This window comes from Ensifer sp. 1H6, assembly GCF_001976035.1.
Classification (GTDB): Bacteria; Pseudomonadota; Alphaproteobacteria; order Rhizobiales; family Rhizobiaceae; genus Ensifer; species Ensifer canadensis.
The window spans coordinates 62,276-74,671 of the sequence record NZ_MOAI01000013.1; the positions used below are offsets into that span (position 1 = coordinate 62,276).

At 56.5% G+C, this 12,396-nt stretch carries 11 protein-coding genes and 1 pseudogene; 3 read left to right on the forward strand and 9 right to left on the reverse strand.

What is annotated here, in order from left to right; translation table 11 throughout:
* Positions 1-156: 156 nt before the first annotated feature.
* Entirely contained in the window at positions 157-1,467 is a 1,311-nt protein-coding gene (locus BKP54_RS16855; protein WP_084814670.1) for an oligosaccharide flippase family protein, read from the forward strand.
* 10 nt (positions 1,468-1,477) lie between these two features.
* On the opposite strand, the gene BKP54_RS16860 is transcribed toward BKP54_RS16855, so the two are convergent.
* Positions 1,478-2,896 carry a hypothetical protein gene (locus BKP54_RS16860; RefSeq protein ID WP_025431338.1) on the reverse strand — a complete coding sequence of 473 codons (1,419 nt, stop codon included), beginning with the start codon at positions 2,894-2,896 and terminating at the stop codon, positions 1,478-1,480.
* Between the two features lie 190 nt (positions 2,897-3,086).
* Between BKP54_RS16860 and BKP54_RS35160 the strand changes: the two are divergent.
* Positions 3,087-3,233, forward strand: a pseudogene (locus BKP54_RS35160) (transposase); the annotation flags it as partial.
* Between the two features lie 69 nt (positions 3,234-3,302).
* Here the strand turns inward: BKP54_RS35160 and BKP54_RS16865 are convergent.
* Positions 3,303-4,277 (reverse strand): sulfotransferase, encoded by a 975-nt coding sequence (locus BKP54_RS16865; RefSeq protein ID WP_084814590.1) that lies wholly within the window; start codon positions 4,275-4,277, stop codon positions 3,303-3,305.
* Positions 4,255-5,400, reverse strand: a complete 1,146-nt coding sequence (locus tag BKP54_RS16870) for a glycosyltransferase family 4 protein (RefSeq protein ID WP_084814591.1) — start codon at positions 5,398-5,400, stop codon at positions 4,255-4,257. Before BKP54_RS16870 ends, BKP54_RS16865 begins: the two co-directional genes overlap by 23 nt.
* Before the next feature lie 48 nt (positions 5,401-5,448).
* On the opposite strand from BKP54_RS16870, the gene BKP54_RS35855 reads away from it, so the two are divergent.
* Complete coding sequence (locus tag BKP54_RS35855) at positions 5,449-5,613, forward strand: hypothetical protein (protein WP_158071701.1); 165 nt, start codon at positions 5,449-5,451, stop codon at positions 5,611-5,613.
* A 104-nt stretch (positions 5,614-5,717) separates the two neighbouring features.
* Here the strand turns inward: BKP54_RS35855 and BKP54_RS16875 are convergent, their stop codons facing one another.
* From BKP54_RS16875 to BKP54_RS16895, 6 genes are all read right to left on the reverse strand, one after another.
* Positions 5,718-7,550 (reverse strand): carbamoyltransferase, encoded by a 1,833-nt coding sequence (locus BKP54_RS16875; RefSeq protein ID WP_084814592.1) that lies wholly within the window; start codon positions 7,548-7,550, stop codon positions 5,718-5,720.
* A 14-nt stretch (positions 7,551-7,564) separates the two neighbouring features.
* Positions 7,565-7,714: a DUF5989 family protein gene (locus BKP54_RS35165; protein WP_107027808.1), complete on the reverse strand. Its 150-nt coding sequence runs from the start codon at positions 7,712-7,714 to the stop codon at positions 7,565-7,567.
* A gap of 46 nt (positions 7,715-7,760) precedes the next feature.
* Complete coding sequence (locus BKP54_RS16880) at positions 7,761-8,192, reverse strand: hypothetical protein (RefSeq protein ID WP_084814593.1); 432 nt, start codon at positions 8,190-8,192, stop codon at positions 7,761-7,763.
* Between the two features lie 158 nt (positions 8,193-8,350).
* Complete coding sequence (locus BKP54_RS16885) at positions 8,351-9,682, reverse strand: GDSL-type esterase/lipase family protein (protein WP_084814594.1); 1,332 nt, start codon at positions 9,680-9,682, stop codon at positions 8,351-8,353.
* 67 nt (positions 9,683-9,749) lie between these two features.
* Positions 9,750-10,439, reverse strand: coding sequence for a response regulator transcription factor (locus tag BKP54_RS16890; RefSeq protein ID WP_245317847.1), 690 nt, complete (start codon positions 10,437-10,439; stop codon positions 9,750-9,752).
* Positions 10,400-12,181, reverse strand: a complete 1,782-nt coding sequence (locus tag BKP54_RS16895; protein WP_348626743.1) for a sensor histidine kinase — start codon at positions 12,179-12,181, stop codon at positions 10,400-10,402. Before BKP54_RS16895 ends, BKP54_RS16890 begins: the two co-directional genes overlap by 40 nt.
* Between the last annotated feature and the right edge of the window lie 215 nt (positions 12,182-12,396).

Here is a 12,396-nt window from a genome sequence, read left to right on the forward strand (position 1 = left end):
ATAATACATATCCCGCGTGGGAGAGTAATTGCGATTTTTATTACCCTGATGGATTACCCCTAAAGAGTTACCGAGACTGTCCTTTTTCTCGCCGGCGCTCCCGGCATGTTCTTCTGGAACGCGTGCGTGACGATCCGCAAGAAACTACGACGCGCCATGAAGGCGTTCGGCGACATCGCGAGGCGGGAAAAGAGCCTGAAGGAGAGGCTGCAGGCGGTCGCTCATCTGATGGCCGGCAATTTCTTGGGCTCGATCATCGGGCTCGCCGGTTTTGCCTTGACCGCGCGCGCACTCGGTCCGACCGACTACGGCATCCTGGCGCTGTGCTTCGCCTTCATCAGGGCCGTTGAGCGGCTTGTCAGCTTTCAGTCCTGGCAGCCGCTCATTAAGTTTGGGAGCGAGGCCAAAGAGGCCGGGCGTAACGACGATCTGCGCGTCATCCTTAAGTTCGGGCTCCTGCTGGATGTCGCGGCCGCGATCGCCGGTTGCCTGATCGCAATCCTGCTGGTTCTTCTCGCCGCACCCTTCTTCGGCCTCTCGGAGCCGGTGAAAGGACTGGTACTCGTTTACTGCTTCGTCTTGCCTTTTCAGCTTTCGGGCATGCCGACCGCGGTCCTCAGGCTTTTCGGCAGGTTCACCTCCCTCGCCTACGGCCAGGTGATTTCGAGCCTCTTGCGCGTCATCCTCTGTTTTCTCGGTTACATCACCGGGGCTGGGCTGTTCGAATTCGCATTGATCTGGATGGCGGCGCAGATCCTGAGCGCCATCTCGCTCGTTGCATTTTCCTTGGTTGCCCTCAAGCGCGAAGGCTTGCTTCACGGGCTGGCGTCGGCGTCGATGGCACAGCTTCGGACCCGATTCCCCGGCCTATGGAAATTCGCGATCTCGGCGAATGTCTCGCTGACCATTCGCGCAAGCGCCAACGAACTTGACACACTGCTGGTCGGCTACCTTGCTGACCCGGCTTCAGCAGGGCTGTTTCACATCGCCAAGCGCGTCGGTCGCCTGGCACAACAGGCAGGCAGCCAGGTCCAGACGGTGCTCTATCCCGAACTCGCTCGCGCATGGGCCTCGGGCGCCAGCGCCGAATTCCGTCGCGCCGTGTCCCAGACACAGTGGCTGCTTCTGGCATTCGGCGTCGCGATGATGGGTGCATTCTACGTCTCGATCGAGCCGCTGCTGAAATGGACAGCCGGACCGCAATTCGTCGGCGCTGCGCCACTGGTGATCGTCCAGTCGATTGCCGTGACACTAACCCTCGTCGGCGCCGTCTTCCGCTCGGCACTGCTGGCGATAGGAGAGGAACACAGAGTCCTCACCAGTGTGTTGATTTCGGTCGTGGGCTTTTACGTGACGGCGTTGATCTTCATTCCGCAGATTGGCGCCATGGGCGCCAATGTTGCCCATATCGTCATGGCAGTCTTGTGGCTGGCGATGATGTATGTGGCTTATCGTCGGCGCGTCTAGCCGAACATCTTCAGTCTGTGGGATAGCGCCCGGCGATGCGCTCTTCAGAAAGCCACTGCATGAAGTCGTCGAAGTTCGACCACCCGTTGCCGTCGCCGTCGACCCAAGCGTCGTTGCTGACCGCTGCGGCACCAAACTGCGGCTCGATCGCGTCGGCCATGCCGTCAACATCGGAATCGAGGTAAGGCTCGCCATTGGCAATTTCCGGCAGGGCACCCGGCGCGCTGACCATCTTGCCGCCGCCCTTCTGCCCGATGGGCCCGATTTCGGCGATCACCCGTGTGTCGACGCCATCACGCGGGAAGGCGCCCGCGGTCGCCGTGACGGAGGCATAGACCGCCTCGGCCGGCTCGGGATTGGCAATCGCCAACGGACAAGGCGGCTTGTCGACGACGAAGCCGAGCGTGTCGGGCGCGATCGCGACGATCGATTTTTTTCCAAAACTCCAGGTAACATTGCCGCTTTGGTAGAGCTTCGGGTTGTCGACACTGGCCGTGTCGTTCCAGTTCATCGCGTAGGTGACTTCGTTGGTACTCGGGCCTGCCTTGAAATAGTTACCGACAAAGGAGATCGGCGTTCCCCCGGGAAATTGCGAGAATATTTCGCCCCACTCGGACGCTGCGTTAAAGAAGAGATTGTTGACGATCTCGATGCACGAGCCGCCATAGTGGTTATTGTCCGGGTTCCTGTCTCTGTTGGAAACACAAGCATTTTTCCAGAAGCTGATGTTTTGTGGCCCCCGCGGATCTGAGCCGAGAAGCGCGCATTTGCTGTGCTTGTTCAGGCCTTCGGCAAACAGGGAGTTGGCAACGGTCAGATCCGTCGTGGTGGCATAGGCGTTGAAGTTCTCATCCGTTGCCCAGGACGTCGACACGTGATCGACATAAACCAGCCGACTGTTTTCGATCGTCACGCCATCGACATTCGGTATCGAATTGGCAAACTGCGGCCGCATCCGAATATGGCGAACGATGACGTTGACCGATCCGTTGACGACGAAGGGCGTGTGTAGCCCCTCGCTGTTTGTCTGGTCGATGGTCAGCAGGATGCCGCCACCCGGCGCCGTCTGGCCGAGAATGGACAGATTGGCGTTCTGGTCCCGCACCACCAATGAACTTTTGAGCTTAATGATTCCGCCAACCTTGAAAACGCAATTGCGCGGGCCGCTGAGATCGATGCAGGCGCGCAGGCTGCCGGGGCCAGCGTCGTTGAGGTTGGTGACCGGGATGATCGCCCCGCCCCTTCCTCCCGATGCCATCTTTCCGTAGCCCTCAGCACCCGGGAATGCCGGCTGTTCCTGTGCCAGGGACAGTCCCGGCGCCGACATCAGCGCCAGGCAAGCGCAAGCGACTGCGCTGCCCCACCAAAAGGAAGGCAGGCGAAACAACAAACAATTCGAACTCGAAACCGCCTTCGCTGCGTCTGTCATGTGAAATCTCCTGCTAGGGCTCCACATCGGTTCGTCGGGACAAGAAGGCTGGACGAACGATAATGGTTTTAACTCAAGTCATCGAAAGGCACCAGCCGCCCTCGAACTCGCTTTCGCCGCGTGCGAGGATTTCACGAATTTTTCCATGAACACTGGATGCGGTGCGTGTGTGCGCATTGCGCACCCGAATTATGTCCGCCGGCGCTTTTACGAGCTGGCGGCTTCCGGTTCTGCAGCGATCGCCAGCGAGGTACTGAAACGCATCGCCGAACTTTATCGCATCGAGGACGAGATACGCAGCCAGACGCAGGATGAGCATCGTGCCATGCGCCAGGGCCAGTAGAAGAGCCGCCCGTCCAACTCATGTATTTAGGGGCGGCATTCAATGTTGGGTCGCAAACGGTATTCAGACCGCATAGCCGAATTTTTCAAGATCCAAGCCGGTTAGCTCCATAACGCGGCAGTTGCTATCACGATAATGGCCGGCAACGAATGCGCGTATGTTTCGGTCAATTTTCCTGTTTAACCGCTCGTCAAATGATTGCGGAGTTAGGCGTTCGAAGACCGGCTTCAGTCGTGCGAAACGCCGCGCGAAGCGGGGGATTTGAACTATCCCGCCGCGGCTGAGCTCGTTGTTGCTCATGAGACGGTTTGCAAAGCGCTGAACGACCTGCATCGTAACTGGACGCCTGCTGTTGGTGACGACCTTTGCGATCGAGGCGGGAGGCGGCATCTCCATGAACTGGCTGATTTGCTCCACGAAGCCTTCCAAGTCCCGCACCATCATCTCGAAAGGTAGCACCAGGACGCGGTCAAAGAGCTCCTGGTAGTGCCGGATCAGTCTGTCGAACTCGTAGACTTCGAGACGGAACCCAGGCATGCGTCCTAATTGTGGTTCAGGCGTCTCAAGAAACCGGTGGAGCGAGAGATCCCCGCCGTCGGTAATGTACTGGCTATATATTGATCTGATCAGCGATACCTGCTCTCGCACCACGATCAGAATTCTTGCCGCGGGGAACGTACGCACGAGCCGGTCCGCAATCAGCATGCGATCATAACCGCCGCTTGGCGGATATCCGGAGAGCCGTTCGTGGCTAAGGACGAAGCGCAGGCGATTGTCGCGCGCGGTCTCTATATAGGGTAAGTAAAGGCTTCGGCACATAAAGGGGTCGAAGACGAAATTGTCGGGGAATGCGATGTCTTTCACAATGCGCGTTCTCGACCCGCCTATGTTGCTGGAGTAGCCATTGATGGGCTGGAAGCAATGGTCCTGCAGGTAGGTCGATCCGGTCTTGTGATAGCCGATATGGATAAGTATGTCGGCGAAATTTGCGTCCGCGGGTGCGGTTCCTCCGCTGTCATTCACCCGATCGAAGTTCATCTCGCCCCCTTCTCAGCGGGCGCCTTTGGCTCCGCCGGTTGGCTGCAGTCACCTGCCTGATGCAGGAATCCCATTTTGCCATGATGGTTTCGGTCGAAAAGCGGAGGACGGTTTGATAGCCGGCTTCGGCAAAGCTTCCGCGCAAGCTGTCGTCCAGCATCAAGAGCTTCAACGCGGCCGCTAAACTGTCGACGTCGTCGACGGGAACGAGAAGACCTGACACCCCGTCCTCAATGATCTCCGCCGGACCAAAGTCGCACCGAGTGGAAATAACCGCCAGCCCCGCCGCCATGGCCTCCATCAAAACGTTGGGAAATCCTTCATAACGCGAACTGAGAACGAATAGGGCCGCGTCATCAATCCAGGAGCCGGCCTTTGCCGTCACCCCGGCGAGCGAGATTCTGTCCTGCACATGCCGAGCCCGGATCCTCTCTTGCAATTGATGCCGGTCCGGACCTTCGCCGTAAATCGTCAGGCACCATTCGGGAACCTCCGCACATACTTTGGCAAACGCTTCAATAAGCGTATCAAAGCCCTTCTGATCCACAAGCCGCCCAACTGCCACGACACGTAAAGCTCTACGGGTAGGTTCAAGGACGCGGCTTCGCTCACAAGGATTGCCGATGACGACCGCCTTTGCCCTCAGTGATGTGGGCAGAGTTTTGGAGATGGCCTCTGTTTGCATGATCAAGCGGTGGGCTCGCCTCAGAACCAAGGGTTCTATCACGTTCCAGAGGAAATGCTTGGGTTGAGCATCGGGATTGTTGCGTTCTGAAACGAGCACTGGAATGCCTAGTCCGCGCGTGGAAAGCAGGGAGACAATGTTGACCTTCGTCAGAAAGGACAGCACGACGTCTGGGCGAAGCTTTCGAAGTTCTGCGCGCAGCCGCAAAATTCGTTTCACGGTTTTGATAGAGCTCTTTGAAAACGGACCCTCTCGGGCGTCCGGCAATCGGTGGACAATCACGCCGCTGGGCAAGGAAAAGTAAATGTCATCCTCATCGGAGCTGAAGGCGAAGACATGCACTTCATCGCCGCGCGCGTGGCGGTCTTTCACGATAAGGCTGACGACCCGTTCAGTTCCTCCGGCGCCGAGGCCTGCTTCAACTAGCGCAAGTCGCATGCTTCCTCACAATCGCACAGTGCTACTGTCGGTTTTGCGCGGCTGGGGATGATCGGCGCGTTCTTAATTTTCGACGTCAAATTAAAAGGCGAAAAGAAAACAGGCTCGAAACAAGCCTGGCTCAGTTCTGGCGGCACCATCGGGCATAGGGAAGATACCCGCTCCGGCCAGCTTGAACAAGGCTCTCCTAAAAAGCGCCGCTGGGCATCCTAGCCATGGAATTCTCTACCAGTGCCGCAGAAGCGAAGACGGGCGCGCGGCCCTATTTCATCCGAAGGCCTTATGCCTGTTTCAACGCGGCAACGTGAAGCAAGGTGTTAGTCTAGTTCAAAGTGCTCCTTGTAGTCCTGCTTGAGGCGGTCGGGCTGATCTTCCTTTCGAAGGACGCAGTTTCCAACGACAAGCCGTTCTATCTCGGTGCCCATGAAGCAGTGGAACGCGTCTTCTGGAGTACAGACGATCGGTTCGCCACGCACATTGAAGCTCGTATTGACTAGAACCGGGCAGCCGGTACGCGCCTTAAAGGCAGTCAGCAACTCCCAGTAACGGGGATTGGTCTCTCTATGCACCGTCTGCACTCGGGCCGAATAATCGACGTGAGTAACAGCCGGGATCTCCGATCGTGAGACGTTCAGGCGGTCGATGCCGAATAATTCCTGCTCATCAGTGTTCGGTTGATGTCTTCGACTTTCCAATACGTCGCCAACAAGCAACATGTAGGGACTGTCAACATCGATATCGAACCAGTCCGATACATCCTCGCGCCTGACGGAGGGCGCGAAGGGGCGAAAGCTCTCGCGATATTTAACCTTGAGATTCAGCGTTCTCTGCATGGTAGGCGACCGCGGATCGCCCAATATGGATCGCGCCCCGAGCGCTCGCGGCCCGAATTCCATGCGGCCTTGCATCCACCCCACAGCCTTCTCTTCAACGAGAGCATCGACGGTGCTCTCGGTAACCTCGCTGTCTGAAAGAACGCCGTAGACGGCTCCGGCGGTAGTAAGGCGCTGTTCGATCTCTTTTTGGCCGTAGGCGGGCCCAAGATATGCGCCCTCCATGCTATCGCGACCATTGACCTTCCGACCATTGCGGAGGAAGCCGTGCCAAACAGTAAGAGCCGCGCCAAGAGCACCTCCGGCGTCGCCGGCTGCCGGCTGGATCCAGATATTCTCGAATATGCCTGCCTTAAGGAGCTTACCGTTTGCGACGCAATTCAGCGCGACACCACCGGCAAGGCACAGGTTTCTTTCGCCCGTTTCAAGTTGTGCAAAGCGTGCGAGCCTCAGGACCACCTCTTCGGTCACTGCTTGGATGGACGCAGCCAGGTCCATTTCGCGCTGGGTTAAGGCGGATTCCGGTTTTCGTGGTTCGCCTCCAAAGAGACGATGGAAGGCCGGGGAAGTCATTGTAAGACCAGTGCAGTAGTCGAAATACTGTTGATCGAGGCGAAACGAGCCGTCCTCTTTCAAATCGATCAGATGATCTAGAATAGTTTGGGCAAAACGCGGCTGCCCGTAAGGTGCTAAGCCCATAAGTTTGTATTCGCCCGAGTTTACCTTGAATCCCGTGTAATAGGTGAAAGCGGAATAGAGTAGGCCCAGAGAATGGGGGAAGTGTATCTCCTTGAAAATGGTGAGGCGATCGTCGGTACCCTGCCCTATTGATGTGGTGCACCATTCGCCCACGCCGTCCATTGTCAACACGGCCGCATTCGAAAAAGGAGACGGAAAGTAAGAGCTGGCTGCATGCGCCATATGGTGCTCGGTGAACAGGAGCGAGCCTGTCCACTCTTTCGAGCCAGCCAGTTTTCCCAGCTTCTGCCGCAGAATTTTCTTTTGAAACAATTTTTCCTTGATCCATATCGGCATCGCGGTCTTGAACGAGCGAAAGCCTCTTGGGATCGTTGTGAGATAAGTTTCAAGCAATCGCTCGAACTTCAAGAATGGCTTTTCATAAAAGACGACGTGGTCGATTTCGCTCATGCCGCAGCCTGCCTCGGCCAGGCAGTACTCAACCGCCCTCATTGGAAAGGCCGCATCGTGCTTCCTGCGGGTGAAGCGCTCTTCCTGTGCTGCAGCGACAATACGTCCGTCCTCGACTAGGGCCGCCGCACTGTCATGATAGAAGGCCGAGATTCCAAGAACTCGCACTCACCCTCTCCGCGTCAGAACAGTGTGTAGATAAAGGGAGCAACCGCGGTGCCCTGGGTCAGGACCAAGAGAGCTCCAAAGACGGCGACCATGATAAAGACGGGCAGCAGCCAAAACTTCTTGCGGACGCTCATATAGTGGAAAAGCTCGCGTACCATTTCCATGTTTCGGTCCTTCATCGACGTTCGATCACAGTAAAAAACCGCGTCGTCAGAACTGATTTCGCATCGTGGACGGCTCGGCCTCTTCTAACGGATGGTTGACCCAATAGGTGACTGCCGTCCGGTCAAACCTCGGTGCGAGAGGATCGTGACCTCGCAGTCTCAGGAGCAACCCGATGGGCACGAACGTCGTCACATATATGAAGAGCATCACGACGGGATTGACGACCTTGAACAGGAGCAGGCCGAGCTTGCTCCAAATCTCATTGGGGATTGTGAGAGAGGCCGGGTAAATAAGAGCCAGCAAGACCAGAAGGCCGCCCACGCTCGCAAAGCCCAACATGACCGGTGTCATTGTTCCGGTGATTATCCATCTCGCCGTAACAAGACAAAGGAGAATACCGCCCACCGTGTAACCGAAATTACGATTCGATGGCCCTTCCGGAATATCCTCGAATAATTGCTCGTGCGATTCGCTCACTGTTTTTTGCCCAGAAAGTACGGAACAGAAGACGGTAACGGGCGTAGCTCGATTATGATTTCATACGTCTAGCGGGGATTCAACAGGTGCGCAAAGTCTCGGTCAATATGCCAATGGATATAGACGTCGCGCTCATTGCTTCTCGCAGTATCGCGCAGTCACCTCATATTCGTTACCATCGTGGACGACCTATCGACGGTTTCCAAACGTCGGCTGATGACATCAGCGGCAAAGGCTGCCCCCTCCCGACTGAAATGGCTGTCCGGGGCATACATGCGCGCCGGGTCGGGTTGGCCCTCTAGCGCTTGGCGGAGATCAATGACCTCGATTCCTTCGGCCGCCGCGGCATCGGTCACGATTGTGCGGAGCTGATCGTATACGCGGTCTGTAGAAAATGGGCCGACGAAGCGGTCGACCCGCGGCACATATACAAGGGCGAATCTGCCGCCCCATGCGGCGGTTATTGTTTTAGCTCGGTGCAAGGCCTCCCTGAATTCCGGCATTTCACGAACAGCCTTCGGGTAAATCAATCCGAGCCGCGTAAAAGTTTGCTGCAGGGCCAGGAAGTTTCGAAGCATCGCTGTTCTTGTCAGTATATCAATGTAGTTGATGGGCTTGCTGTTGTTCCGGTTCAATATGACTCTGGCCTGAAGCGACGCCGGCTGCGCGGTTGTCTGTGTTCCAAAGTGGGCGGTTGGCGAAAGCGCATCGCGCAGCCAAGGTTTGCTGAGCTCGTTCTCGAAATTCTCCCAGTCGTTGCCCTCGAAGAAAACCATCGCCACGTGGCGTGGTCGAAAGAGTGGCCCAAAGCGGCCCAGCGTCGCGAGCTCGAGCAAAGGGCCATTGCCACGAATTCCCGCGCCTGCCGTAGAAAAACCGCTGGCCCTTAGACGCGACGCTAGATCCTGGCCTGGCGGCAGGCAGAATCCTTCGACGAAGGAATCACCCAAAAGCATCAGGTCCAATGGTTTGTCGTAAACATCGTCCGGATTGTTGAAGCCATAGCGGTCCGCAGTGTACCTTATGATTTGATTGTCAGGTGTGCACAGGACGACGCTGGTATTTGGGAAGCCCGACAAAAGTGCTGTCGATAGCTTTTGTGTTTGCAAAAAACGGTTCAGACTACCTAGCGCGAAGCCGCGAACGATGTTCTTGTCCTGCTCAACTGTTTCAGCCTGCGCAGGGTTGAGTTGACCCAGCATAGCCAGTCGCACCGAGATCGATTGGAAGGCGAGATACGCCTCAAATGCGAAAAGGGCCGCGAGTACGCTCAGTGCGTAAACGCCAACCGCCGTTGCAAAAGGCGGTTTCGCCAACAAGCCTATCGCAAGGAAGGCGATCCCGAGCAGCCCGGGGATGCCAACGTAGCGAATGAAATGCGGAACATCCGAGGCAAAATCCCGGAAATTTAGAAGCGCATATGCGGGGCTCACTAGAAGATAAACTGCAATGAGCACACAGATTAAGATGCCAAGGTTTCGCTTGATCACAACGTTTCTGCTTTCTCGCCTTTGCGCTTCAAGGGTCGCTTCATGCAAACCTCGCGCTTCACGTCTCCTAAAATCGGGTCTCATTCGTCAGCCATTGCCGTTTCGCTAGGTTTGCGAGCTCCACGCGCGTCGAAATACCAAGTTTGCCATAGATGCTGTGAAGATGCAGTTTGACTGTGCCGGGAGAAATCCCAAGCTCGTCCCCTATCGCCCTGCTACGCAATCCATCGGCAGCAAGACGCGAAACCTCAACTTCACGCGGTGTCAATGCTTGCAGTAGGGAGTTGAATTGGAAGTCGCGTTCGCGGAGCCTGTCCAGCGCACAGACCAGGTTTCTGTCCGTAAAATATGTGCCGCCGGTGGCAACGGTCCGCAGACAGTTAAGAAATATGGCCGGTGCCTGTTCCTTCAGTACAATGCCATTCACGCGATATTGCATTGCCATGGCAAGATCGTCGTCGCTGATATCCGCGGTAAGGACGACAATTGGCAGGTCCGGCCTAAGGGTGCGGATGTAATGAATGAACTCGAGTCCGCTCATTCCGGGCATTCGCAGATCTACGACGACGAGATCAACCTGTTCCCGATCGATCGCCTCAATTGCGTCGAACGCAGTGCGACATGTCGCGACCACCCACGAATTTTCCTCGGTCTCGATCATGCGGCGCAATCCGTCCAGAACAATCAGGTGATCATCGACAATGACAACGCGCAGGCTCATTGGTGCACCGGCAATCTGATCAATATACGTGTCCATTGCGCGACCCTGTCGATCGAAAGCTCTCCACCACGCGCTGCGGCGCGTTCGCGAAGGCTGCGAGGTCCGGTCTTGGTATTCTTCAGCTCCGCATGATCAAACCGTCGTTCAAATCCGAAGCCTGATCCATCATCATCCACCGTCAGCAAGATCGTACCGGCATCAAGCCGCAAGGTGATTTCAAGTGTTCGCGCGCCACCGTGACGCACCGCATTGGCAGTCGCTTCGGAAGCCATGCGTATGAGCTCGTAGACCATCGTGGCGGGAAGACGAAGATCTGTAGGGTTTAGAGCGAAACGAATATCAATCGACCATTGCTTGCGCAAACGCCGAGCCAGTGCCTCGAATTGCAGTGCTAAATGAGATTCGGCGAAGTTGCGGTATCCTTGGCCTGGTTCGAGCGCGCGGATGAAAGAGCGAAGTTCGCGCTGCTCATCGGCAAGCATGGCTTGGATCGCGGTCACACGCCCGTCGATCTGTTGATCCTCCCCGAGAGTGAACGAACGCAGGGACTGGAGTTGCAACGCCGTTCCGGCCAGAGCTTGAAGCACTCCGTCGTGAAGATCGCGACCAATCTTGATACGCTCCTCAACAGCCGCTGCATCGCTAAGCCTGCGCATCAAGATGGCCTGCTCGAACAATGCTTTGATCCTGTCGGCGATGACCTCTGCAATGGCCACGTCGTCAAGCGAAAGTGTCGGTGGATCCAAGAGAAAGATGCGTGCCTCAAGATCACCTACTCGAAATGGCGCCGAGACGGCAGAGGCTATCGAAAAATCGCCAGCGAGAGCATGAGAAACGGGAGACACTGCGTCAGCCCATTCGTCGAAATATCCCTCACCCCGGTGGATGAGGATTTGAGAATGGCTGGCGTCGGCGATTAGAAGGCTGGCGCGCTGCAATGGTTCGGCAACCCATGGCCAATAGGCGTCCGGCGGCAATTGCGTGACACTGCAAGCGCCATTCTCGCGAACTGCTACATAGGTCCATGGCTCGTCCGGGTCGCTCCAAATCAGGAGCGCGCGGGGCGAGCGCATCACGTGCGCTGCGTATTCAAGAGCGGCACCAGCGGGCCACTCAGGCCCTTCGGGTGTCGCAGGAGTTTTCTCCACCAGGCGCAGCATCTCCGCGCGAACCACTTCCTGGTGAGCCCCGAGCCAGACCAGTAGAACGCTGGCGACAGTCACGAACAGGATGTGTGAGACATCCGTCGTCACGTCAGCAGCGGTTCCGAACGCTACCAGGCAAACAGGAACTGCCATGCAGACGAGTGCGGTCCAAAACGCACCTCGCCAACGCCAATGCAGCGTTGCACTCAGGAGAACGAAGGGCATAAATATGAAGAATGGACTGGAAGCGCCGCCAGTTAGTAGCATGAAAACAACAAAGGTAACGACATCCACCACATGGCGTATCAGGGTGCCGCTAACACGCGAAATCTTGCTTCTCCAAACGTGGATCGCGCAGAGGATCGCGTATGAGAGGTAGATCGACAGAAATGGAAGCACAAACTGGGGAGGACGCGGCTGATGCATCGCATCGAGCCAGGCTATGGAAAGGCTTGCGATCACTGACATGATACGGCCAATAGCGATGACCTTATCCGCACGCGCACGGTGTGTGTTGATCCAGGTCGTTCGACCGCGCGCTGCGTCCGCGTCGTAGGTGTTGCTAAAACCTTGGGGTCGAAGCGAGGCAATATTGCCCCTAGGTATGAAGTTTCGCCAGGCTTTCATACGCATGGCCCGTCTCCAGCGATGACCGAGCCGGGCCGCCTTACCCTCGCTCGTAAAGGCGCTCAGAATTAAGCTGTTGATTGCTATCTACTCTGTACGAGACCGGCGGTCGTTTCATCTCAGGCAAATGGACTTGCTGCTTTCCACCCTGAAATGCTTAATTACGTCAGCATAACATACTAAAAAATGAACTTAAACCGAATGATCAATGGCTGGCTTTG

Excerpts from the sequence above, each read along its gene's own strand:
- BKP54_RS16890 (WP_245317847.1), bottom strand. The coding sequence starts at position 10,439 with ATGGACACGTATATTGATCAGATTGCCGGTGCACCAATGAGCCTGCGC.
- BKP54_RS16860 (WP_025431338.1), bottom strand. The coding sequence starts at position 2,896 with ATGACAGACGCAGCGAAGGCGGTTTCGAGTTCGAATTGTTTGTTGTTT.
- BKP54_RS16870 (WP_084814591.1), bottom strand. The coding sequence starts at position 5,400 with ATGCGACTTGCGCTAGTTGAAGCAGGCCTCGGCGCCGGAGGAACTGAA.
- BKP54_RS35165 (WP_107027808.1), bottom strand. The coding sequence starts at position 7,714 with ATGGAAATGGTACGCGAGCTTTTCCACTATATGAGCGTCCGCAAGAAG.
- BKP54_RS16895 (WP_348626743.1), bottom strand. The coding sequence starts at position 12,181 with ATGCGTATGAAAGCCTGGCGAAACTTCATACCTAGGGGCAATATTGCC.
- BKP54_RS16855 (WP_084814670.1), top strand. The coding sequence starts at position 157 with ATGAAGGCGTTCGGCGACATCGCGAGGCGGGAAAAGAGCCTGAAGGAG.
- BKP54_RS35855 (WP_158071701.1), top strand. The coding sequence starts at position 5,449 with ATGATCGGCGCGTTCTTAATTTTCGACGTCAAATTAAAAGGCGAAAAG.
- BKP54_RS16865 (WP_084814590.1), bottom strand. The coding sequence starts at position 4,277 with ATGAACTTCGATCGGGTGAATGACAGCGGAGGAACCGCACCCGCGGAC.